The 24,310-nt window shown below is 59.5% G+C and carries 13 protein-coding genes and 5 pseudogenes; 8 read left to right on the plus strand and 10 right to left on the minus strand.

Annotated features, from left to right (window positions below; all coding sequences use genetic code 11):
- Positions 1-62: 62 nt before the first annotated feature.
- Entirely contained in the window at positions 63-686 is a 624-nt protein-coding gene (locus tag HA48_RS00735; RefSeq protein WP_244182778.1) for a hypothetical protein, read from the minus strand.
- A 430-nt stretch (positions 687-1,116) separates the two neighbouring features.
- Positions 1,117-2,207: pseudogene (gene chaA / locus HA48_RS00740) on the minus strand (sodium-potassium/proton antiporter ChaA).
- Between the two features lie 366 nt (positions 2,208-2,573).
- On the opposite strand from chaA, the pseudogene chaB reads away from it, so the two are divergent.
- A pseudogene (chaB, locus tag HA48_RS00745) lies at positions 2,574-2,803 on the plus strand (putative cation transport regulator ChaB).
- A 238-nt stretch (positions 2,804-3,041) separates the two neighbouring features.
- On the plus strand, positions 3,042-3,713 hold the full coding sequence (locus HA48_RS00750; protein WP_167377132.1) for a gamma-glutamylcyclotransferase: 672 nt from the start codon (positions 3,042-3,044) through the stop codon (positions 3,711-3,713).
- Position 3,714: 1 nt separating this feature from the next.
- Here HA48_RS00750 and HA48_RS00755 read toward each other — a convergent pair whose 3' ends face one another.
- From HA48_RS00755 to HA48_RS00790, 8 genes and pseudogenes are all read right to left on the minus strand, one after another.
- Complete coding sequence (locus HA48_RS00755) at positions 3,715-5,130, minus strand: serine/threonine protein kinase (RefSeq protein WP_128599334.1); 1,416 nt, start codon at positions 5,128-5,130, stop codon at positions 3,715-3,717.
- 67 nt (positions 5,131-5,197) lie between these two features.
- The gene (locus HA48_RS00760) at positions 5,198-6,142 is read right to left on the minus strand and encodes a hypothetical protein (RefSeq protein ID WP_128599335.1); all 945 of its coding nucleotides are present in this window, start codon (positions 6,140-6,142) and stop codon (positions 5,198-5,200) included.
- Positions 6,143-6,156: 14 nt separating this feature from the next.
- Positions 6,157-6,933: a PP2C family protein-serine/threonine phosphatase gene (locus HA48_RS00765; protein ID WP_128599336.1), complete on the minus strand. Its 777-nt coding sequence runs from the start codon at positions 6,931-6,933 to the stop codon at positions 6,157-6,159.
- Positions 6,930-8,054 (minus strand): type VI secretion system-associated FHA domain protein TagH, encoded by a 1,125-nt coding sequence (gene tagH, locus HA48_RS00770; protein ID WP_128599337.1) that lies wholly within the window; start codon positions 8,052-8,054, stop codon positions 6,930-6,932. Before tagH ends, HA48_RS00765 begins: the two co-directional genes overlap by 4 nt.
- Positions 8,055-8,087: 33 nt before the next feature.
- Positions 8,088-8,786 carry a type VI secretion system-associated protein TagF gene (tagF, locus tag HA48_RS00775; protein ID WP_128599338.1) on the minus strand — a complete coding sequence of 233 codons (699 nt, stop codon included), beginning with the start codon at positions 8,784-8,786 and terminating at the stop codon, positions 8,088-8,090.
- Positions 8,787-8,799: 13 nt separating this feature from the next.
- Positions 8,800-10,914 (minus strand): type VI secretion system membrane subunit TssM, encoded by a 2,115-nt coding sequence (gene tssM / locus HA48_RS00780; protein ID WP_128599339.1) that lies wholly within the window; start codon positions 10,912-10,914, stop codon positions 8,800-8,802.
- Positions 10,914-12,123: pseudogene (gene icmH / locus HA48_RS00785) on the minus strand (type IVB secretion system protein IcmH/DotU). Before icmH ends, tssM begins: the two are co-directional and overlap by 1 nt.
- An 85-nt stretch (positions 12,124-12,208) precedes the next feature.
- Complete coding sequence (locus tag HA48_RS00790) at positions 12,209-12,700, minus strand: SH3 domain-containing protein (protein WP_208613091.1); 492 nt, start codon at positions 12,698-12,700, stop codon at positions 12,209-12,211.
- A 484-nt stretch (positions 12,701-13,184) separates the two neighbouring features.
- Between HA48_RS00790 and HA48_RS00795 the strand changes: the two genes are divergently transcribed.
- The 6 genes and pseudogenes from HA48_RS00795 to HA48_RS00820 all read left to right on the plus strand — a co-directional run bounded on the left by HA48_RS00795 (position 13,185) and on the right by HA48_RS00820 (position 24,309).
- The gene (locus HA48_RS00795; RefSeq protein ID WP_128599341.1) at positions 13,185-14,405 is read left to right on the plus strand and encodes a nitrate regulatory protein; all 1,221 of its coding nucleotides are present in this window, start codon (positions 13,185-13,187) and stop codon (positions 14,403-14,405) included.
- Between the two features lie 247 nt (positions 14,406-14,652).
- Positions 14,653-15,923: pseudogene (locus HA48_RS00800) on the plus strand (CmpA/NrtA family ABC transporter substrate-binding protein).
- A complete protein-coding gene (ntrB, locus tag HA48_RS00805; protein WP_128599342.1) occupies positions 15,920-16,795 on the plus strand; it encodes a nitrate ABC transporter permease in 876 nt (291 codons plus the stop codon). The pseudogene HA48_RS00800 and the gene ntrB overlap by 4 nt, the downstream one beginning before the upstream one ends.
- A gap of 48 nt (positions 16,796-16,843) precedes the next feature.
- The gene (locus HA48_RS00810) at positions 16,844-17,632 is read left to right on the plus strand and encodes an ABC transporter ATP-binding protein (RefSeq protein ID WP_128599343.1); all 789 of its coding nucleotides are present in this window, start codon (positions 16,844-16,846) and stop codon (positions 17,630-17,632) included.
- A gap of 10 nt (positions 17,633-17,642) precedes the next feature.
- Positions 17,643-21,709 (plus strand): annotated as a pseudogene (gene nirB / locus HA48_RS00815) (nitrite reductase large subunit NirB).
- Positions 21,706-24,309 (plus strand): nitrate reductase, encoded by a 2,604-nt coding sequence (locus tag HA48_RS00820; protein ID WP_128599344.1) that lies wholly within the window; start codon positions 21,706-21,708, stop codon positions 24,307-24,309. The pseudogene nirB and the gene HA48_RS00820 overlap by 4 nt, the downstream one beginning before the upstream one ends.
- The last annotated feature ends 1 nt before the right edge of the window (position 24,310 follow it).

Below are 24,310 nucleotides of genomic sequence, written 5' to 3' on the forward strand. Positions count from 1 at the left end.
TTTCACCAGCATCCTCTCGACCAGCTCCATTATTTCCTCTTCATTTGTAGAGCCAGATTTATTTAAATAAATGATTTTTTCATTTCCGGCTCAATAAGATAATATAGCATTTCTAAATTTTGTTGATATAGATCAAAATAATATTCTGCATCAGCAAATCGCAAATTTTGAGCCGCAGTTGCGGCAATTTGTATTTTTCCATAAAATTTCAAGACAGTTATACTGTAAAGGGATGTTCTGTCAATAACATCCACTAAAGAGCGCTTGAAAACTTTTGATTCTGTGATAATACGTGCAATCAGAAATGAGAGGGCGAGTTTGGTAGCTTTACCAGATGAGTAATTAGCGGCTTTATCCGTGATTTTTCTTATCAGACTTTGGACATCGCTTTCACTAAGTCGGGTGATTTTTTTTCTAAAGTAAATTTCTACCATATCAAGGATAACATCATGCCTTGAAAAAACTTGTGGTAATGCAGCAAACATACGAACATCTTCCTTCGTTAATCTTTTGCATACATCTTTATAATCATCAAAAAGGCAAGAGCCATACCAACTCGCTCGTTCTAATCCAGAAACAACGACCGTGCCGGTTGTCCGGATCTCTTCCTGAAGTTGCACCAATGCTTTTTCCAAATTGAGGGCAATATTACGATCAGCTTGTAACTTAAGCTTTAAATATGACATGATTACGTATTCCTTACGGTAGAAATCCATTTGATACGGTTATATAATTACAATATCCTTATGCAAGGAGCAAGCGGAAAATGAAAAGGATATTACTGATTTCTGGTCTCAGTCTCATCTATGCTATGTTGATCCCAGAAATGATATTTCGTTTTATTCCTGAATCTATCTATATGATCTTGGGTAAGTTAGTTAATCCATTACATATATTCCCCTCCACTATTGATGCATTGATTATTGCTGTCATCCTTTTTTCGCTATTTTTTGCATGGGTCACAGTGAGATTAATCATTTTCATTAAAAATAAAATGGAACATAATAAAATGAAAAGATGATATTTATTATTATAATAAATTGCACTGGAGACATACGGCAATAGTAAATGCCGCATGTCTCCAGTATTACGTCCTGATCTCAGCGTGTCGCATCGCTACAGCATTATCGTCAGCAAATAGCCGGCAAACAGCGCCAGGTGCGCTGCACCGTTTAGCACATTGGTGCGGCCGGTTGAGAACGAGATGTGACACAAAATCAGTACCGCACTCATGATCACCATATGCGGCGGCTCCAGGCCAAAGATCAGCTGCTGATCGGTCAGCGTGGCAATAATCGTCACGGCGGGCACCGTCAGGGAGATGGTCGCCAGCACCGATCCGAAGAACAGATTCATGGCGCGCTGCACCTGGTTCATCAGTACCGCTTTGATGGCACCTAACCCTTCCGGCGACAGAATCAGCAGCGCAACAAGGAAGCCGGTGAACTGCTCTGGCGCATTCAGCTCGGTCAGCAGATGCTCCAGCGTGTTCGCGTTCATTTTGGTTACGCTGATAACGGCAATCAGATGCACAATTAGCCACAGGGTATGCCACAGCGAACTGTGCGCCGAGGGCTTACCGTGGTGCGGGTCGCCATCATCGCTGTCATCTTCATGCTCGTAAACAAACAGGCTCTGGTGCGTTTTGGTCTGAATCAGCAGGAACACGCCATACATCGCTGCGGAGATGGCGGCGATAATCAGCGCCTGCGTGGTCGTGAAGTTACCGCCTGGCAGCGCATTAGGAAACACCAGCACCAGAATCGCCAGCGGGAAAATGGCGATCATGTACTGCTTTACGCCAGCCAGATTGACGTACTGCGTAGCGAATTTGCGCCCGCCGAGCAGCAGCGCGAAGCCTACCAGCCTGCGGTCACAATCATAATGATGGAGTAGAGCGTATCGCGCATCAGCGCCGGTGCCGCATCGCCGGTCGCCATCAGCGCCGAGATCAGGCTGACCTCAAGAATCACCACCGAAAGGCTCAGAATTAGCGAACCGTAGGGTTCGCCTAAACGATGGGCCAATACATCAGCGTGACGCACCACGCTAAACGCACTGCTGAGAATCGCTAACAGCGCCAGCAGGTTAATACCAATAACCGGCAGCAGCGCCTGCTGGCCGCCAAAGAAACTTAGCACCGCCAGCGCGATAATCGGGAAAATCAGTGAATACTCACTGTGTCGGGTTTTTTCATGTGCAGCCATTCAGCATCCTCTCTGGCAAAAAGAACAAAACAGGCAAACCTTGCCTGATAAATAATGACTCATCTGACGCAGCGCAGTGTAACTTTTCACCAGCGGGTGTGCAGGATTTTTACGCGTTTTTACTTTTCTACATTTTTCTTATTAATGCTACAAAAGCGCAGGTTATGAATAAATTATGCAAATTATTCATACGATTACTTAACAGGAAAAAGCAGGTTTTCGCGGTTAATCAGACGATAAAGACGTAAATGATCGCGTTTTATAGCCGCTATAACCAGGTTTTTAGCCAGAGCGCAAGATAATCACGGTTTGCAATTCCCCGGTTATCTTCCAGGCTTAATACGTCAGGGTAAAACAGGAGGAACCATGCCGTATTCATCGAATCGTGAATTACCGGATAGCGTGCGCCATGTGCTACCCGGCCATGCGCAGACCATCTACCAGAAGGCGTTTAACAGCGCCTGGGATCAGTACAAAGATAAGGACGAGCGTCGGGGCGACGAATCGCGTGAAGAGGTCGCACACAAGGTTGCCTGGCTGCGGTGAAAAAGGAGTACGCTAAAGGCGACGACGACAAATGGCACCCTAAAAATTAGCATTAGAGCGGGCGATTTACGGCCCGCTTCACACTTTTCCCCGCTTCGTTCAAGATTCCTGCCAGGCAGCCGATGCTATTTACACATTATTTCCCGATTGTGATCCGGGTCAATCTTGAAACTTTTGTGAAAAATGCATTAATGTCTCTCTTAAAGTCGACGCAGCAGGCGTCGCTTGTATCACATCAGAGTTGAGGAGCCCAACCGACAGGATGTCAGCGCAGTAGAGGAGATCGCAGTGTTAACCCGGGAATTCTTATTAAAAGCAGATTGCAAAACATCATTTGGCGACATTGATGAGGCACTGCTGTGGAGTTGTGAAAAGCGCGCCGCATCGTTATCGGCGACGCTGGCCTGTCGCCCCGATCAGAGCCCGGTATGGATCTTCGGCTATGGTTCTTTAATGTGGAACCCGGTGTTTGAGTCGGAAGAAGTGGCTTCGGGCAAGCTGGAGGGCTGGCACCGCGCCTTCTGCCTGCGCCTGACGGCAGGCCGCGGTACGGAAGCGTCGCCGGGCCGCATGCTGGCACTGAAAGAGGGCGGTACAACCAGCGGGCTGGCCTTCCGGCTGCCGGAAGCGCGGCTACATGAGGAGCTGGAACTGCTGTGGAAGCGGGAGATGATCACCGGCTGCTACCTGCCGACCTGGTGCGAGCTTACGCTGGACGATGGCCGCAGAGTCACCGCGCTGGTGTTTATCATGGACCCGCGCCACCCGCTGTATGAAGATGACTCCTGCCGCAGCACCATCGCGCCGCTCATTGCGCAGGCCAGCGGACCGCTGGGGACTAACGCTCAGTATCTCTACTCGCTGGAACAGGAGCTGGGTAAACGCGGCATGCAGGAAGATGCGCTCACGCGACTGGCTGCCGAAGTCCGCGCGCTGCAGCAATCCACCGCGCGCGGTTAAATCAGTTTCCCGGATTAATCAGCCAGGTACCGGGCTGATTAATGGTCAGCATCTGGCTACGCACCCGGCTGCCGTTATGCACTTCAATGCGATAGTTACCCGCCGCCAGATTGAGCGAAGCAAAACCGCTGCTGGCGGGCTTCACATCTTTTGCTTCCCCGTTCAGCACAATATTCTCACCCGCCTGCAACTGCAGGTAAACGGTAGCCAGGGTTGGCGCGTTGCTGGCGACCGCGGACGGCGTGACGGCCGGCGCGGCCGCAGAGTCTGTTGCGGCAACAGGCGGCACATCGTGAGTACGATTCGCACGCCATACCACAACCACCACAGCCAGAATGGCCACTGCGGCCAGCGCCACCAGGCCAGGTGACAGGCGGCGCACGTTGCGCGATGTCACCGGTTCAATCGCAGCCGCCGCATGATTTACCGCCATAACCTGCGGCTCCGGCACCGCAGGAGCCGCCTCCGGTGCAGCGGGCAGGTCGGTCGCCAGCGGAATGGCGGTGATCAGCGTTTCAACATCGTTAACCGGCAGATCGATCAGGCGGGCAAACGCGTCGATGCTCTGCGGGCGATCTTCCGGTTTCATCGCCAACGCGCAGTCGATGGCATGCAGCAGCGGCAGGGCGTAGCCTTCGGGTTTACGCTCGACCAGCGGCTGATAGTTGTCCTCAATGCAGCGCACCACACTAACCGGTGGCGCATGCCCGGTGATCAGCGTATGCAGTACCGCGCCCAGCGCATAGATATCCGTCCACGGCCCCTGCTCAACTTCACCCTCTTCGCTGTACTGCTCAATCGGCGCAAAGCCCGGCTTAAGCATGATTTCAGTTTCATCAGAGAGGTTACCGATCTCTTTACGCGCTGAGCCAAAATCAAGCAGCACCGGCAGCTGGTTATCCTGAATCTGAATGTTATCCAGCGAGATGTCGCGGTGCAGGTAGCCGGCAGCGTGAATGGTATTGATGGCGCCAAACAGCGGCGGCAGCAGACGACGGATCCACGCTTCGTCAACATTTTCCGGGCTGGTGGCCTGCCACTCCTTCAGCGTCATGCCGCTGTAATACAGCGTACCCATATAGGCGGTGCCGTTCTCTTCCCAGAACCGCAGCACATGCAGCAGGCCAGGGTGATTGAAGCGTGCCAGCAGGCGAGCCTCCTGAATGAAGCTGTTACGGCCCGCGTTAAACAGCTTCTGGAAACGCTCACCGCGCAGCTCAAGCGACAGATCCGCCGCGCGTACCGCCAGCGACACCGGCATATACTCTTTGATGGCGATGGTGCGTTCCAGCTGGTGATCCCAGGCGCGATATACAATGCCAAAGCCGCCGCCGCCAATCACTTCCTTGATCTCAAATTCGTTAAACCGGTAGCCTGCAGGCAGGGCGTTAGGTGTATGGTTTTCGTTTGCCGACATAGTGGGTTCTCTGAACACGTCCTGTAGCACCCCGTCACCGCATGTGACGGCGGGCAACGACCGCTAATTAATTAATGTTACGCCAGGCACCAATCGCCGGATCGGCCAGATCCGCATGCAGGGTGTCAATCAGTAACACAGTCACTTTCTGCTGTGGCATAAACTGCGGCGACCAGATGCCGCGTAAGCTATCAACCCGCGTTTTCACCGCATCGCTATCCTTGCCGGCATTTTTATCCATTTTGATCAACACCATGCCGTTAAAGCGCCACACATGCTGCTGTGCATCAAAAGGCAGCACCAGCCAGCTGCCATCGGCATCCGGACGCGTAACGATCATACGCTGATTATTTACCGCCACTACCTCCAGCGGGGTGCTGGTCAGGCGCAGGTCGACAATCGGATAACCCTGCATAAAGTTCACCGGCTGCTGGCGCGTTTTGCCTTCACTCATCAGCGTCATGTCGCTGGGGCCCTCCAGCCAGCCTTCGGTGGAGCAGCGCTGTTTAGCGTTATCCGGAATAAACAGCGACTGGCCTTTTTCATCCCACCAGGTGCGGAAGTGGCAGCCGCCGGGCAGGGCAAAGTGCTGCAGCGGCGTGCTGTCAGCCGGGCGCGACAGATCAAGCGGTGCGGCGGTGTTGTCGCTGGCGGTGACATCGTTCTGCACGATGGGGCGCCAGTTTTGCAGTTTGGCCGCGCTGCCGGTAGCCAGCACGCTGCCCTCTTTATTGGTCATCTGCCACGGGATCACATCCAGCAGGCCACACTGATTCGCCAGCAGCGTGCCGACGCGCGGCAAAAAGCTGTTCAGAATAGTGGTTTCGCTGCTTTTGCCGGAAACAATGCGCAGCGGTAGCGTCTCTTTGCACCAGTCATTGGGCGCATTACTCGCCACGTTATCGATATACACTTCCAGCGACAGGCTCGGCGAGTAGACAACGCGATAATCTTCAGCCTGCGCGTTCAGCGCCAGCAACAGGGCGACAGCGCCCGGCAACCACACTTTCATAATGATCCTTGCAATCAATAACGTGACGGCAGAAAACGTGCCGCATCAGCCTGGGAGTAGAGCAGCGTCGCATCCTGCGGCTCGCCAATCCAGATTGCCAGCGCGCTGAGATTGTCGCTTTTAACACTGCGATTTACGGCTTGTTCCATTAATGCCAGCCACTCTTCGCAGGCGTTAACCATGCGCAGGGCCTGTTCCATCTCCTGCGTGGTGAGGTTGAGCCAGAAGCCATCGGTACACACCAGGAAAGCATCGCCATCTGTTAACGCGACCACCTCACTGAAGGTGACCGGACGGGCAGGTTCAACGCCGAGCGCATTATAAAGTAAATTACTGTTAATGCCGGTATTTTCATAACCCGCCTCCTGCAACTGCTGCGCCAGGCTATGGTCCCGGGTTACCTCATGCAGGACCCCATGCCGGAAGTGATAAACCCGGCTATCACCGGCGTGCGCCCACCATGCGCGCTCTGTTTCACGGTCAATAAAAAGGGCGGCGAGGGTGGTGCTCATGCGGGAAAAATTCGGATTGTTTCCCTGGGCAATCAGCAGCGTTTGCTGGCAGTGCTCAATCGCGGCACGGGTGCTGTCCGGCGTGAAATGCTCGCTGCCCTGGAGCTGTGTAAGCAGCGTGTCGCGCACCAGCTGCGCGGCATAATCCCCGCCCGGCAGGCCAGCTACGCCATCACACACCAAAAAGCAGGCTTTACGATCGTCGAGTTCCGCCCCGGTGCGATCCTGATTTTCATCGCGCATGCCCTGCTGGCAGCGGCTGGCAAACATCATCTTCATGCGTCTTCGGTCCGCGTCTGGGAGTCTTTATACTGATTCACTTCCATGTCATAGGCATGCAGGAAGGCTTCCCCAAACAGCGTGTGAAAGTCATCTTCAATCTCACCGGCCGTACGCTGGTAGTGGCGGGAAAAGTAGTCCCACAGCGCCGCTTTGCGTCCGCCGCTGAAGGGCATTTTAGGTAGCACGCCATCTTTACGCGCCTCCTCCTCCAGCCGCTGCGGATTAAACGACTGCAGCATCGCAGCGATGATGGCGCGGATACCGGCAATCATCCCCAGCTGGTGCGCCTGCAGGTCCACCAATGCATCGCGCACGGCGGCTTCCGGCGGCATAAATCCCGGCATCTGGCTCTGGTACATCTGCATCAGCACGGTCTTACCGGAGGGCAGAATTTTGAACGGGTTGTTGGCCTCGTTGAGGATCATCGTCATGTCGGCCTTCACGCCGCGCTTGAGGATGGATCGTGAAGAGAGCAGCGCCACGGTGCCTTGTGAAAACAGGCTGAGCATACGGCCGGTGACGCGCATCTGCTCTTCAGTCATCAGCGTCTGCTGACTATTATTCAGCCCCATGCCGTCGAGCAGGGCCGCGATCAGTTTGTCCTGATCCACGCCGGGCAGCACACCCGGTACGCCAGGTGTATCGCTCTGCGGATCGATCGCCAGACGCGCATCGGGCCGCCGCTCCTGACGCGACGCCGGGATTTCCGGCATGATTTCGGCATCGGGCACAGCCTGCTCCATGCCCAGCGGGTCGCTGGCACTGTCGCTAAACAGCGCCAGCGGGTCCTCCTGCTGCAGCGCTTGCCGGGCAGGATCCTGTACCTCAAGGCCATACTCGCCAATGTGCAGCGTATCGCCGTGCTGCAGCAGCACCTGAGAGCCGCGCTGGAGTGCGATGCCGTTATGCACCACTGAGGTCACGCTCCCCTGATTGGTCAGGCGGCATTCGCCCTCGGGCGACAGGTGCACCAGCGCCTGCAGACGTGAAATGGCACGCGACGCGTCGGGCAGCACCAGATCATTATCCTGGCTGCGGCCAATGGTGCCGCCGGGCGGCTGAAACGCGACGGTTTTGGCGGGCACGTCCGTATTGCACTGCACAATGGTAAATTGCATGAGTCATCCCGTTAACAAGGCGATCGCGCAGGCCTACTCGAACATCGGTGGATAGAGGCCATTACGTCCCGGCTGTGCACCTGATGCCGGGTTAAAGAGTAGCGAAAAAAGTTGCGCGGTGAGCGGGCCACTGTGTTTATGGGTGGCATGGGTAAAGCCGTCACTGCGATTACTCCACCAGTAGCTAATATGCTGTTGGGGATCAAAGCGATCCGCCACTTCACGCCAGCTCAGCGTGCAGGGCAGGTCATCAAAACCGATCACATCCATGATGTCGCTGCGCTGGTTTTCCGGCACCAGCAGCGGTGAAAGCTGCTGCATGGCGGCCTCCAGCGCGTCCGGGCTCAGGCGCTCACGTACCGCGCGCAGCAGCAGCGCACCCAGCTCCTGAAACCAGTCGCCGGAGATGGCCAGCTGGGCGTGATGCCAGTCGCTGGGCGCAAAGCTGCGCAGCGCCAGCAGCGGCCACGTCCGGCCAACCCGATCGCACGAGGGGAGCAGGCAGCCCATCTGGATCTGCTGGCGCAGCGGCGACAGCGGCAACACAAAGTTCCACACCGGCGCGCGCAAAAACAGCTGTGTACAGGCGCGCTCCTGCAGATGCCAGTGGGTTAATCCCTGCTGAAACCAGTGGCTCCAGGGCGTAACCGTGCTCTCACTCAGGCGCTGGCGTAAAAAGTCGCCGGTGGCCGGTAACTTGCCATACCAGCCCGGCGCGATAGGGTTCGCCATCGTTACCTCACCATTACTCACTGTGTCCGGTCAATGGTCGCGAAACGGAGTGGGGCGTAACCGCCAGCGAACGGCCATCCTGACCGGCATTTTTCAGATTTTCCGCAAGCTTACGCATCATCAACGCATTGTCCCGCGCATAAGGTGAAGACTGAATCTGCTGATCCAGCAGCTGGCTCAGGTGCCAGTCCAGCTGCTGTAGATCGCGTGCGCTGACATCATCAGGCAGCGTACGTTGCAGGTTCTGCATCAGCCAGCCGCGCAGAAACTCGCCGTCATAGTTGCGCGGCTGATAGAGCATCTGGTAGGCGCGCAGCGCGTTACGGCTGTAATCGTTATCGTTGCCAGGATCGTTACGCAGCAGATTGGTGATCTGCCGGGCCACGCGCGGCAGCAGTAAAGACTTAAGCGCATTTTGATAAAGCACCCATGCGGCATCGCTTACCTGATTGCCCCGGTACAGACCCACGCGCATGGTAAGCGGAGGATTGTCGAGGGAAAAGCGCTCCGACATGGGCAACTTCACCAGGTTATTTAAGAAGGGTAGCAGATCAAAAATATTATCGGCTGGCTGATGAATAACCTGCTGACTCTGCGCGTTAATGGGGGCGATACGGGCCGCAACCTGATCAAGATAGCGCTGATTCTGTATATAGCTGGTGAGCCATAAGCCGCTAAGCAGCACCAGCGCGCCGGTGAGCACACCGTAACCGATCCAGTGGAACAGGCGGTTGCGATACTCCCAGTGGCGGTTGCTGCCCGCCAGGCCGCTTTCGCGAAACACCAGCTCGCTCAGCAGATCGCGGATAAAGAAGCTCTGGCCTTTGCTGCCGGGTATCGGGTTGCTGCGATTGACGCTATCCCATGCGGCCAGGCTACCGGCCCCGCTGTGGGGCAGCTGTAGCTTGCGATTAAGTTCGCCCATAATGCGGTCAAACGGCAATCCCTCCTGGGTGCCACTGGTAAAGAACAGACCGCGTACCGACCAGGCAATCGCCTCCTGCTGGCGGGAGAACACCACATCCAGGAACTCATGCAGCAGCGGACGCAGCGAACTGAACTCCTGCGGGAACAGGAAGCTGTCGGCGCGCTGCGTCAGATCGCGCTCGCTTGCCATCACGTCCGCCAGCTGCTGCTGCAGGCGCTGCTCCAGGCGCTGATACCGTCCGCTGAAGCTCTGGTGCCAGTCATCTTTATGCGGCTTGCCCGGCTCCCACGGAAAGGTAAAGCCCCAGATAGCGTCGCGCTCAGGCTTACTCAGATTGCCGTAAAAGCTCATAAAGCCTTTCAGCAGATCGGTTTTGGTCACCATCACATACACGGGAAAGTGGATGCCGGTCTGCTGATGCAGCTCAACCATGCGCTGACGCAGTGCGCTGGCCTGCGCGTGGCGCGCTTCCGCAGAGTCGGTGAGCAGATCGGCCACGCTAATGGTCATGATCACGCCGTTGATGGGCTGACGGGTACGATAGCGCTTCAGCAAATGGATAAAGTTCTGCCACTCGGCGCCGTCGCGCGCGCGCTGGCTCTCCTGCAGGGCATAGCGGCCGGCGGTATCGATCAGCACTGCGCTGTCGGTAAACCACCAGTCGCAGTGACGGGTACCGCCCACGCCGCGAATGGCGGTTTTGCCCAGGCTGTCGGTCAGCGGAAACTCCAGTCCGGCGTTGAGCAGCGCGGTGGTTTTGCCCGCGCCCGGCGCGCCAATAATGACGTACCACGGCAGCTGATAAAGGTAGTGGCTCTGGAAGCGCGCCAGCCAGCTCTGGCGGTGACGACGGCCAAACTGGGTGCGCTTCAGACGCAGCACCGCCTCGCTGAAGCGCTGCGTCAGCAGGGTTTCAGTCGCCTGGCGATCCGATACCTCTTCGCTGCTCATCTGCTGCAGGCGATTCAGTAACTTGTTATTGAACCAGCCGCGCCAGATCGCCGGGATAAACTGAAACAGCACCCAGCAGAAGTAGAGCAGCCCCACCAGCATCTGGCGCGGGAAGACCGGCTCCAGCGGACGGGTATCGCCCCAGGTCCAGAGCGGGCCCAGCATCCACAGCACGCAGCTGAGCGCGGTGACGCCAATCAGGCTCCACAGCAGACGGTGGGTTAACAGATGTTGAAGTGATGCGCGCATCACTGGCCTCCCTGGTGAGTACCAAGCGTTTCCGGTGCCGCAAACAGGGTGATCTCCACCCGGCGATTGCGGGCGCGGTTTTCATTGCTGTCATTGGGGAGCAGCGGATTGCTGTCGCCACGGCCTTCCGCTTTTACGCTGTGGCCGTCCGCCAGCTGAAGATTGAGCTGCTGGGTCACGGCGCGCGCGCGCCAGTGAAAATTCGTAGCTGGAGGCAAAACGGCCATCAACCGGGCTGTTGTCGGTATAGACCGATACCAGCACCGTGCCCTTTACGGTTTTCATCGCGCTGGCAACGTGCGCCAGCAACGCGCGTCCGACCGGGTTCACCACGGTGCCCTCCGTGACAAACAGCTTATCGGCCGGGATGATCACCTTGCTGCCGAACGCGCCATCGCTCACCTCCAGCTGGCCGGCGGCAATCACGTCGTTGAGGCGCTGATGCAGATCGAGCAGCGCCTGCGGCGAGGTGGGCCGGCGACCGGGCATAATCTGCGGCAGCGGCGTTTGATAGATGGCGCGCAGCAGCGGTTCCGCTGCGTTACCGAGCCGCCAGTTCAGGCCGCTGTAAATCAGGCAGGCGATCAGCGTGGCCAGCGTTGCGCAGGCCCAGAGCGGCACCATCGGCCGCGTCAGGCTGCTAACCAGCGGATGCACCTGCACCAGCGGTGTGGCACTGGCCGGTGCCGGGCGGTGTTCAGCAATAAGCTGCGCCAGCCGTTTGCGAATGCCTTCGCACTGGGCCCGGCCGCTGTCGCTGCCGCGATAACGGCCTTCATACCCCAGCAGCAGGCAGTAGTGGATCAGCTCCAGCAGCCACAGATGCTGCTGCGGGCTTTGTGACACGCGAGACAGCAGCTGGAACACCTTTTCGCCGCCCCAGCTCTCATTGTGAAAGGTTACCAGCATCCCGTTGCCGGACCACACGCCGCGTGTGCCCCATGGCGTCTGCGCGGCGGACTCATCCAGCACGCTACACAAGCAGTAGCGCGCACCGATGATCATCTCGAAAGGTAAACCGGCTTGTTTACAGCGTTGTTCGAACTGGCGGATCTCTTCGATCAGCAGCTGGCGCAGGCCGGCAGGATCGTCATGCGTCGCCGCCTGCCGGATGCGGACCACGGCATTCAGTATGGGCGCTGCGGCATTCAGCAAAAGGTTATCATTGCCCGCGATAATGCCATCGCGGGCAAGGGAATCCTGAGTCATTAAATCTCGATTTTCCTGGCAATGGCGCGACGCTGAGCCCGCAAAGCGTCGAGAGGGTGCAGGCAATATGCGCCAGATTGCATGATCAGTCTAAGATCCAGGTCGCGGTATCGTTGGTGCGGCAGGCTTTACTGGCACCTCCTACCGCTACGCAGACCTGTTTAGTACGGCGGGGACGCGGACGATCGCTGCGCAGCGTTGCGTCATAGCGGCTGCTCTCCACGCCGGCTTTCGGCGGAATATAGCCAATCAGCGGACCATCAGGCTCATCGGCAATTGCCAGCCAGTTATGCTCCACCTTACCCAGCACCTCAAACGGTTTCGCGTTATCCAGGTAACGCACCACTTTGCCGCTATAGTCCGGCGTGGTCATCACAGAGGCGGCATACAGCGCGCGAAAGCTCTCATTGACCGGCGTGAACTCACCGGGTGCTGCCACCGCATGACGATGCACCAGTTTGACCCCATTAACTTCACTGGTGACCAGCGTGTCATCAGTAACGGCCGGCGGTGGCGCTTTACAGCCTGCCAGGGTTAACGCCGTCAGCAGCAGTAGCACGAGTCTCTTATTCACCATGATCCTCAAATTTCATCAGATTAACTGCAGAGTATTCTGCGGCACGCGCGTCGGGAGCGGGCAGAGTATGCAGCGGGAAAGCCACTAAAAAAACAGTCAGATTACAGAAAGATAGTGCTGCGCTCAGTCTACCTAAGACTTTTGAGAATTCAAACCATTGCGCCAGGAGAAATCCCGTGTTAATGGGCGAAAAAGCAGCATGACACTGATAACGCTTACATCACACCGGTACGAAATATAAGGCAGGTTAAATTATTTGTCTGGCTCAGCGCGCCAGGCCAGCATCACCGCATTTGTCTGCTTTCAGGGCCAGTGAAAAATGGTAAACGGGATTTATCTATTTTTATAACCGAAAACTGATTGCCTGGCGTAACAATTTTTAGCGTTTCAGAATTTTCGGGCGCCTTATTCACACGTACTTCCCCGGTCCGGCACGGCTTTTGCTTAATCCCTGTCATCAATAGGTCTTACGCAGGAGAGAGCGATGAACCGGGCTCTGGAGTACCTCCGCGCCAGCCGTGCCAGTGAGATTGCCAGCCTGCAGCGGCTGCTGCGCACCGGCCAGCACATCACCGCCATCAGTGAACTGATTCATGCGCTGCAGCGCGAGCGCGGGGTGAGTAATATCTGGCTCTGCTCCGGCGGACAGCTATTCGGCGAGGAGCTGGCGCTGCGCGCCGCGGCGGTGACGCGCCAGCAGCAGAGCGTGCTGGCCGCGCTGCCTGCGGCAGAAGCGCAGGCAGGCAACAGCCGCTTCTGCATGCTGATTGCGGCCGCGCTTCAGGCGCTGGATGAGCTGCCCGCGCTGCGCCAGCAGGTTCGCGATCGCAGTCTCGATCAGGCTCACGCCATGGACGCTTTCAGCCACATTATCCGTACCCTGCTTAACCTGGTGTTTGAAGCGGCCGATACTGCCAGCGAACCGGATATCTCCCGCGCCCTGATTGCGCTGTTCAGCTTTATGCAGGGGAAAGAGCTGGCGGGGCAGGAGCGGGCAACCGGGTCCGCCGGTTTTGCGGCCGGTGCCTTTACGCTGGCGCAGCGCCAGCGGATTCAGCTGCTGATTGATGCCCAGGAGCAGAACTTTGCCACCTTCAGCCAATTTGCCGATGCCGGCAACCTGCAACGCTGGCGGCAGATGGCCGACGCCAACAGCCAGATTGAGCGCCTGCGCCGTATCGCCTGTACGGGGGCGCACTGTGCGCAGGATGGCGTACTGCAGTGGTTTACGCTGCTGAGTGCGCGGCTGGATCAGATGCGGCAGATAGAGGATGCGCTGTGCGCGGCTCTGATGGCGTGCTGCCAGCGGGCGATCGCTGCGGCGCAGCAGAATGAGGACGCGGTGCCGCACAGGGAGACGGAGAGCAGCTTTACGCTCTATCTCTCCGGCGCCAGCTGGCTGGATGAACATGAGGCCACGCTGGACAGCGACGGCATTGCGCCACAACTTAGCCGCTCGGTGCTCTCCTTAATCCGCGAGCAGGCGCAGCGTTTACAGGCGCAGCGTGATGAGCTGGCAACCATGCGTGCCTCGCTTGATGAGCGCAAAATTATCGATCGGGCCAAAAGCTGGCTGATGCAGCAGCACGGATTCAGCGAGCAGGATGCGTGGCAGATGCTGCGCAAAAGCGCCATGAATCAGAACAGACGCATGCTGGATATTGCTCAGGCCGTGCTCGCCGTTGCGGCCACGCTCAAGGGATAACTCATTGGAGGTAGCTGCACAAAGGCTGTGCGCAGGCTGCGTCAGCGCGGTGCAATCCGGCCAGCGAACGCGGCAGAAAGTGCCCTGATGCGCGGCTGAAACTCTGGCACAGCCTTTGCAATACCTTACAGACATTGCGCATTCGTTTTGCCAACGGCGGCAGAGCGAGTGCTTTGGATAAAGGCGTCCGGCCCCATGCTCAGCATGCGGGAGGACGCCTTTTTTTATTCATTTTTTCGGGATGCGCATGATGAGCAAAACGCGGTTGGCAGTATCACGACGGCAGTTCCTGCTGGGCAGCGCGGTGGTCAGCGGCAGCTACTTACTGCCCGGTTTACGCAGTGCGGTCTGGGCCGCCGGCTCGGATGCGCCGGAGAAGAGCACGGTACGGGTCGGTTTCATTCCGCTTACCGATTGCGCACCGGTGGTGATGGCGTCGATCAAGGGCTTCGACAAGAAATATGGTCTGACGCTGCAGCCGAGTAAAGAAGCGAGCTGGGCGGCGGTGCGTGACAAACTGACTGCCGGAGAGCTGGATGCGGCGCACGCGCTGTACGGCATGATCTACGGCCTGCAGCTGGGGATCGCCGGGCCTCAGCACAACATGGCGAACCTGATGACGCTGAACAACAACGGTCAGGCGATTACGCTCTCCAGCCAGCTCAGGGCACAGAACGTCACCGACGGCGCCACGCTGCAAAAGCAGATCGCCAGTCAGGCCAAAGGCGCCTTCACGTTCGCCCACACCTTTCCCACCAGCACGCACGCCATGTGGCTCTACTACTGGCTGGCCAACGCCGGCATTGATCCCTTTGCCGACGTGCGCACCGTGGTAGTGCCGCCACCGCAGATGGTGATGAACATGAAGATGGGCAACATGAGCGGCTTCTGCGTCGGCGAACCGTGGAACCAGCGCGCCATCAGCGACAACATCGGCTTTACCGCAGCCACCACACAACAGATCTGGCCGGATCATCCGGAGAAGATCCTGGCCACGCGCGCGCAGTGGGTGAGTGAAAATCCACACACCGCGCGGGCGCTGACGGCCGCCGTGCTGGAGGCCGCGCGCTGGATAGACGCCTCTGATGCCAACCGCAAAGAGACTGCCGCCGTGCTGGCGGGGCGCGCGTGATCAACACCAAAGTGGAAACGCTGGAGGGGCGCATGCTTGGTCAGTACGAAAACGGCCTTGGGCAGCGCTGGCAGGATGCGCACGGTATGCGCTTCTTCCGCGACGGTGAAGTGAGCTTCCCGTGGCTCTCCGACGGTATGTGGTTCCTGACGCAGATGAAGCGCTGGGGCATGGTGAAAACCGCGCCCGACTACGCCGGTCTGGCGCGGCAGATCAACCGTATTGATATCTACCGGCAGGCGGCCAGCGCGGTCGGCGGCATCAGCGTGCCTGCCGGTGAGATGCGCAGCAGCACGCTGTTCGACGGCAAGGTGTGGGACGGCAGCAATCCCGCCGCCTATGCCGACAGCTTCTCCATCCAACGCAGCTCAGTGGGGTCCGCATGAAAAATCAGGCACGCACGCTTAACCGCGTCACAGATGTAGCGAAAGCGCCAGCGCAGGTGATCGCGCTCAATATTCCCCGGGCACCGCGTGCACGATCACGCTGGCTGCGCCCGCTGCTGCAACGGCTGATTCCGGCCTGCTGCGGCCTGTTACTGCTGCTGTTTATCTGGCAGCTGGCGTCTGTGTCAGGCAAAGGTTTTCCGACACCGTTCGCCACCTGGCAGGCCGCCGTCACGCTGTTTGCCGATCCGTTCTACAACAATGGCCCGAACGATCAGGGCATCGGCTGGAACATTGTGGCCTCGCTGCAGCGTGTCGCTATCGGCTTTAGCCTCGCGGCGCTGGTGGGCATTCCGGCCGGCTTCCTGATTGGCCGCTTCAGCTTTGTGGCGCGCATGTTCAACCCAATTATTGCGCTGCTGCGGCCGGTTAGTCCGCTGGCGTGGCTACCCATCGGTCTACTGCTGTTTCAGCGCGCTGAACCGGCATCCAGCTGGACCATCTTCATCTGCTCCATCTGGCCGATGGTGATCAACACCGCCGAGGGGGTGCAGCGTATTCCCCAGGACTATCTCAATGTGGCGCGGGTGCTGCAGCTCAGCGAAAGCACGGTGATGCGCCGCATCCTGTTCCCGGCGGTTTTGCCGGCCGTGCTGACCGGCATGCGTCTGTCGATGGGCATCGCATGGCTGGTGATTGTGGCGGCGGAGATGCTGACCGGCGGTCTCGGTATCGGCTTCTGGATCTGGAACGAGTGGAACAACCTCAACGTAGAGAACATCTTGATCGCCATTGGGGTGATTGGCGTGGTCGGGCTGCTGCTGGAGCAGGCGCTGATGCTGCTGGCGCGCCGCTTCAGCTGGGATCGCTAAATCAGGACGCGCGAAGAGATAACGTACGACACAACGCAGGAGATCACTATGCATCCCATTATTCGTGTACAGCAGGTCAGCCAACGCTTCAACACTGCCAGCGGCGAATTCCTCGCGCTGGATAACGTCAGCTTTGATATCTACCCGGGTGAGACGTTAAGCCTGATTGGCCACTCCGGCTGTGGTAAATCGACCCTGCTCAACCTGATTGCCGGCCTGACCCGGCCCGGCAGCGGTGTGCTGCTGTGTGAAAACCGCGAGATCGCCGGGCCGGGCCCGGAGCGGGCGGTGGTGTTTCAGAACCACTCACTGCTGCCGTGGCTGACCGCGTGGCAGAACGTAGAACTCGCGGTACAGCAGGTCTTTAAAGGAAAAATGAACAAAGCAGAGATGGCGGAGTGGATTGAGCACAACCTCAACCGCGTGCAGATGAGCCACGCCCTGCACAAGCGCCCGTCGGAGATCTCCGGCGGTATGAAACAGCGCGTAGGCATTGCGCGGGCGCTGGCGATGAAGCCGCGCGTGCTGCTGCTGGACGAGCCGTTCGGGGCGCTGGATGCGCTGACGCGTGCGCATCTGCAGGACAGCGTAATGCGTATCCAGCAGGAGCTGAACACCACCATTGTACTGATTACGCACGATGTGGATGAAGCGGTGCTGCTGTCAGACCGTGTACTGATGATGACCAACGGTCCGGCGGCGCAGGTCGGTGAGATCCTCACGATTGACCTGCCGCGCCCTCGCTCGCGGGTGGCGTTGGCCGATGAGCCGCGCTATCACCAGCTGCGCCAGCAGATTCTGCATTTCCTCTACGAAAAACAGACCGCCGTGGCGTAAGGAGCGGGCAATGGTGCAGCAGCTGGTGGTGATCGGCAATGGTATGGCGGCGATGCGCATGGTTGAAACCCTGCTGCTGCGTGCGCCCGGCCGTTATGCCATCACGGTGATTGGCCGGGAGGCGCAGGGCAGTTACAACCGCGTCATGCTGTCGCCGGTGCTGGCCGGTGAAAAGCGATTCGCCGACACGCTGATGTACACGCCGCAGTGGTACCGCGACCACGGCGTGCGCCTGCTGATGGGTGAGACCGCGCTGCAGGTCGATCTGCAGTGCCGCACGCTGCTAACCGATCGGCGCACGCTGCGCTGGGACAAGCTGGTATTCGCCTGCGGGTCTCAGCCGCGCATGCCGGATGTACCGGGCATCGATCGCCCGCAGGTGTGCGGGTTCCGCACCATCCGTGATGTGGAGAAGATGCTGGCGCAGCCCGGACCAGTGGTGGTAGTGGGTGGAGGGCTGATTGGCGTTGAAGCCGCTGCGGCACTGCGTCAGCGCGGACGCGACGTCACGCTGCTGCACCATCGGCCCTGGCTGCTGGACCGCCAGCTGGATGCCCGGGCCGGCACGATGCTGGCTGACCATTTGACGCAGCGCGGCATTGATTGTCGCTGTGACGTGTCGCTACAGGCTATTCACGATGGCAGCGTGACGCTTAGCGATGGCCGTTCGCTGGCGGCGCAGCAGGTGGTGATCGCCATCGGCGTGCAGCCGGAGATCGCCCTGGCGCAGGCGGCAGGTGTGCCGTGCCAGCGCGGCATTCTGGTGAACCGACAGCTGCAAACCCCGATTGATGCGGTATACGCGCTGGGCGAGTGCTGCGAAATCGACGGGGAGACCTTTGGCCTGGTGGCGCCCTGCCTGGCGCAGGCGGCGGTATTGGCGGCGCAGCTGGCGGGTCAACCAGAAGATGACTTCTTCTTCCGGGAGCAGGGCACGCGCCTGAAGGTCAGCGGTATCGATCTGTTCAGCGCAGGCGATATCCGCGACGGTGATGCCATTACCAGCTTTGATCCGCACTACCAACACTACCGTCGGCTGTTTCTGCGCGACGGCGTACTGCGCGGGGTGCTGCTGTTTGGCGATAGCCAGATGGCTGGCACGCTGCTCAGTGTCCTTCAGCAGGCCGCACGCGTCGATATCAACACGCTGTTTGGCCTGGATAATCCCTCAACGCAGCCTTGCGCTGCAGGAAGCACTGTGATGAGCAAACCTCTTCTCGCCGTGGTGGGTCACGGCATGGTCAGCCACCATCTCCTTGAGCAGCTGGTAAATCGCGAGCTGCATCAGCATTACCATATCGTGGTGTATGGCGACGAGCCGCAGATGGCCTATGACCGTGTGCACCTGACGGAGTACTTCAACGGCAAAAGCGCTGAGGATCTGTCACTGGTCAGCGATAACTTCTTTGCGCAGCACGGCATCGAGCTGCGCAGCGGCTGCGAAGTGGTGGCCATTGATCCTGCCCGGCGCAGCCTGCGCGATGCCAGCGGTGCCGAACTGGCGTGGGACAAACTGGTGCTGGCGACCGGCTCGGTACCGTTCGTGCCGCCGGTGCCGGGGCACGACCATCCGCGCTGCTTTGTCTATCGTACGCTGGCCGATCTTGATGCCATTGCCGCCTGTGCGCGGCAGGCGAAGCGCGGCGTAGTGATTGGCGGCGGGCTGCTGGGCCTGGAGGCCGCCAATGCGCTGAAGCAGCTTGGACTGGAAACCCACGTGGTGGAGTTTGCGCCGCGCCTGATGGCGGTACAGCTTGATGAGGGCGGCGCGCATATGCTGCGGGGCAAAATCAGTGCGCTGGGCGTGCAGGTGCACACCAGCAAGCAGACTGAGGCGATTGACAGCCTGGCGGACGGCAGCGTGCAGCTGCGCTTTGCCGATGGTGAGGTGCTGGAGAGCGATGTGATCGTGTTCTCCGCCGGTATCCGCCCGCGTGATGCGCTGGCGCGGCGGCCGGGCTTGAGCTGGGCGCACGCGGCGGCATTGTGATCGATGATGGCTGCGCCACCAGCGCGGAGAATATCTACGCGATTGGCGAATGTGCGTTATGGCAGGGACAGATCTTTGGCCTGGTGGCGCCGGGCTACCAGATGGCGCGCGTGCTGGCCGCGCAGCTGGCGCAGGAGGATCTGAGCTTCAGCGGCGCGGACATGAGCACCAAACTCAAGCTGCTGGGTGTTGAGGTAGCCTCCTTCGGTGATGCGCACGGTCGTACAGCCGGCAGCCAGAGCTATCAGTGGACCGATCATCCCAAAGGAATCTATAAAAAGCTGGTGGTGTGCGCCGAAAACAGAACCCTGCTGGGCGGCGTGCTGGTGGGTGACAGCAGCGATTACAGCACTCTGTTACAGATGATGCTGAACGCGTTGCCGCTACCGGCGGAGCCGGAGAGCCTGATCCTGCCGCAGCTGGCGGGCGCCCCGGCGAAAGCGTCGGGCGTTGCCGCGCTGCCGCAGAGCGCGCAGATCTGCTCCTGCCATAACGTTACCAAAGAGGATATCTGTGGCGCAGTACAGCAGGGCTGTGGCGATATGGCCGCAATCAAGCGCTGCACCAAAGCGGCCACCGGCTGCGGTGGCTGTAGCGCGCTGGTGAAGCAGGTGATGGAGCTGGAGCTGGCGCAGCAGGGTGTAGAGGTGAAAAAAGATATCTGCGAACACTTCGCTTTCTCCCGGCAGGAGCTCTATCACCTGATCCGCGTAGGTGAGATCGCCACCTTTGAACAGCTGATCGCGCAGCACGGGCGCGGTCACGGCTGTGAGATCTGTAAACCGCTGGCCGGCTCGCTGCTGGCGTCGTGCTGGAACGACTATCTGCTGAAACCGCAGCATCTGCCGCTGCAGGACACCAACGATCGCTACTTTGCCAACATCCAGAAGGATGGCACCTACTCCGTCGTACCGCGCATTCCGGCCGGAGAGATTACGCCGCAGGGGCTCATCGCCATAGGTGAAGTGGCGGCGCGCTACGATCTCTACACCAAAATCACCGGCGGCCAGCGTATTGATCTGTTTGGCGCCCGGCTCGATCAGCTGCCTGAGATTTGGGAAACGCTGATCGCCGCCGGCTTTGAAACCGGCCACGCCTATGGCAAATCGCTTCGCACGGTAAAATCGTGCGTGGGATCAACCTGGTGCCGCTATGGCGTGCAAGACTCCACCGCCTTCGCCATTGCCCTGGAGAACCGCTACAAAGGGCTGCGTGCTCCCCACAAAATCAAGATGGCTGTCTCCGGCTGTACGCGCGAGTGTGCCGAAGCGCAGAGTAAAGACATTGGCGTCATCGCCACAGATAAAGGCTGGAACCTCTATGTGTGCGGTAACGGCGGCATGAAACCGCGTCACGCCGATCTCTTCGCCAGCGATCTGGATGACGATACGCTGCTGCGCTACGTCGACCGTATTTTGATGTTTTACGTGCGCACTGCGGATCGCTTACAGCGCACCAGCGTCTGGATGGACAACATGGAGGGTGGGCTGGATTACCTGCGCCAGGTGGTGATCGACGATGCGCTGGGTATTGCGCAGCAGCTGGAGAGCGAGATGCAGCAGGTGGTGGATCGCTACCAGTGCGAATGGCATACCACACTTGAGGATCCTTCGCGTAGGACGCTGTTTACCGCCACGCTCAACAGCAGCCAGCCGGACGAAACGCTCAACTATGTTCGGGTCCGCGAGCAGCGGCAGCCGGCGGCGGGGGAGCGCATTCCGGTGACGACGCTGCCCGCCGAGCCGTGGAGCGCGATTTGCGCCGCCGAAGCGATCCCGCCTGCAGCCGGTATCGGCGCGCGTCTGGGCGGACAGCGTGTGGCGCTGTTCCGTTTTGGCGAGGCGATCTATGCGCTGGAGGACATAGAGCCGGGCACTCAGGCCAGCGTGCTGTCGCGCGGCATACTCGGGGACGTTGGCGGTGAACCGGTGGTGATCTCGCCGCTCTATAAGCAGCGCATTCGCCTGCGCGACGGGCAGAGCCTGGACAACCCGGAACACCAGCTGCGCTGTTGGCCGGTGCGCGTTGACGGCGGCAGAGTATGGCTTGGTCATCAGCCGCTGCTTGCGCTGGCGACCGCATCATGAAAACCACCTGTCCCTACTGCGGGGTAGGCTGCGGCGTAGAGGTGACGGGCCAAGACGCGGTGATCGGCGGCGATCGCCAGCATCCGGCTAACGGCGGTCGGCTGTGCGTGAAGGGAGCGGCGCTGGGAGAGACGCTGAGCTATGACGATCGGCTGCTATGGCCGCAGCTTCACGGCGAGCGCGTCAGCATGGCGAGCGCGCTGGATCACGTGGCCGGCGAGCTGCAGCGCATCATTAAGCAGCACGGCCCGCAGGCCGTGGCGTTTTATGGCTCCGGCCAGCTGCTGACCGAGGATTACTACACGGCCAATAAACTGATGAAGGGCTTTATTGGCGCCGCCAATATCGATACCAATTCACGGCTGTGCATGGCTTCCGCCGTGGTGGGCTATAAGCGGGCGCTGGGCGCGGATGCGGTGCCGTGCTGCTATGAGGATATTGAGCAGGCCGATCTGGTCATCCTGGCAGGTGCCAATATGGCATGGGCGCATCCGGTAGCGTGGCAGCGCCTGATGCAGGCCCGGCGCGAACGGCCGCAGATGCAGCTGGTGGTGATCGATCCGCGCCGCACGGCCAGTTGCGATACGGCGGATATGCACCTGGCTTTAAAACCGGGCACCGATGGCGCGCTGTTCGCCGGCTTACTTAACTGGCTGGCACAGCAGGGTGGCATCGACGCCGGCATGTTACCGCACCTGAGCAACGTGGAGAGTACGCTGGCGGGGTGCGCCGTCTGGGATAGCGCCACGGTTGCCGCCGCCTGCCAGCTGCCGGAATCAGCGGTGATAGCATTCTGGCAACTGTTCGCTACGGTACCGCGCGTGCTGACGATGTGGTGTATGGGCATTAATCAGTCACAGACCGGCAGTGACAACAACAACGCGATTCTTAATGTGCACCTGCTGAGCGGCAAAATCGGTCGCCCGGGCTGCGGACCCTTTTCGCTGACCGGGCAGCCAAATGCCATGGGCGGGCGCGAAGTGGGCGGGCTGGCGAATCAGCTGGCGGCACACATGGGGTTTAGCGCAGAGGAAATCGATCGCCTCGGTCGCTTCTGGCACAGCGACCGGGTGGCCCGCCAGCCGGGACTGATGGCGGTGCCGCTGTTTGAGGCCATCGCGCGCGGCGAGGTGAAAGCGGTATGGATCATGGGCACCAATCCGGCGGTCTCTATGCCGGAAGGCAACCGCGTAACGCAGGCGCTGGCTAACTGTGAACTGGTGGTTGTGTCCGAGGTGAGTGCCCGAAGCGATACCGCCGCGCTGGCGCATGTGCTGCTGCCCGCTCAGGCCTGGGGTGAGAAGAGCGGCACGGTCACCAACTCCGAGCGGCGGATTTCGCGCCAGCGCAGCTTCGTGGCCCCGGCCGGCGAGGCGAAACCGGACTGGTGGCTGCTGGCTGAAGTGGCCCGGCGGCTTGGCTTTGGTGCGGCCTTTGCCTGGCAGCACCCCAGTGAAATCTTTGCCGAACATGCGGCGCTGTCGGGCTTTGAGAATAACGGCACGCGCGCCTTTGATATCAGCGCCCTGGCGGGGATCACCCGTGAGCAGTATGACCAGCTGATGCCGGTACAGTGGCCAATAACGGCTGCGACACCGGACGGGGTGGCACGCTTGTTTGCCGATCGCCGCTTCTTTCACGCCGATGGCAAAGCGCGCCTGCTGCCCCCGGCCATGCCGGTCACCACCCTGACCGATGCGTGTTATTCGCTGTTGATGAATACCGGGCGTATCCGCGATCAGTGGCACACGATGACGCGCACCGGCAACGTGGTGCGCCTGATGCAGCACTACGACGAACCCTTTGTCGCGCTGCATCCGCAGGACGCCGATGCCCGGGGTCTGCACCAGGGCGACATCGCGCGCGTGCAGTCCGCCTCAGGCTGGTGGTGCGGCCGGGTCACGCTTGACGACGGTCTGAGGCGCGGAGAGATATTTGTGCCGATGCACTGGACGCAGCAGTTCAGTGCCCAGGCCAGAGTCGATAGCCTGGTGGCGGCACGCTGCTGCCCGGTATCCGGCCAGCCCGCGCTGAAGCAGACCGCCGTACGCATTCAGCCGCTGCGCCCGGCGTGGCAGGGCTGGCTGTTTATGCCGCAGACGGTGACGCCACAGCGGCTGCTGTACTGGTCGCGGGCACCGCAAAACGGCGTGCAGCGCTATGTGCTGGCAGGCGACGGCAGTGCAGCGGCATGGCTGATGCAGCAGCCGGGAATGCAGGATCTGCAGTGGCAGCAGGCGCAGGCCGGGCAGCAGCACCAGCTACTGGGCTGGCGCGACGGGCAGTTGGCCTGTGCACTCTATGCGGCGCCGCAGTTGCCCGCCATCGATCACGCCTTTGTCGCCAGCGCATTTACGCACCCTCCCGCCTGCGCAGCGCAGCGGCACGCGCTACTGGGTGGCCGTCCCGTTCAGGGCGCCAGTCAGGGACGTATCCTTTGCAGCTGCTTTGGTGTAGGAGAGCTGGTGATTCAGCGCGCCATTGAGCAGGGCTGTGACTCGCCGGCGGCGCTGGGTGCGGCGCTGAAGTGTGGAACGAATTGTGGCTCCTGCGTGCCGGAGCTGAAGCAGATGCTGGCTGCACAACGCGTGACGTTGTAAC

It is taken from the genome of Pantoea wallisii (assembly GCF_002095485.1).
In the GTDB taxonomy this organism is placed as follows: Bacteria; Pseudomonadota; Gammaproteobacteria; order Enterobacterales; family Enterobacteriaceae; genus Pantoea; species Pantoea wallisii.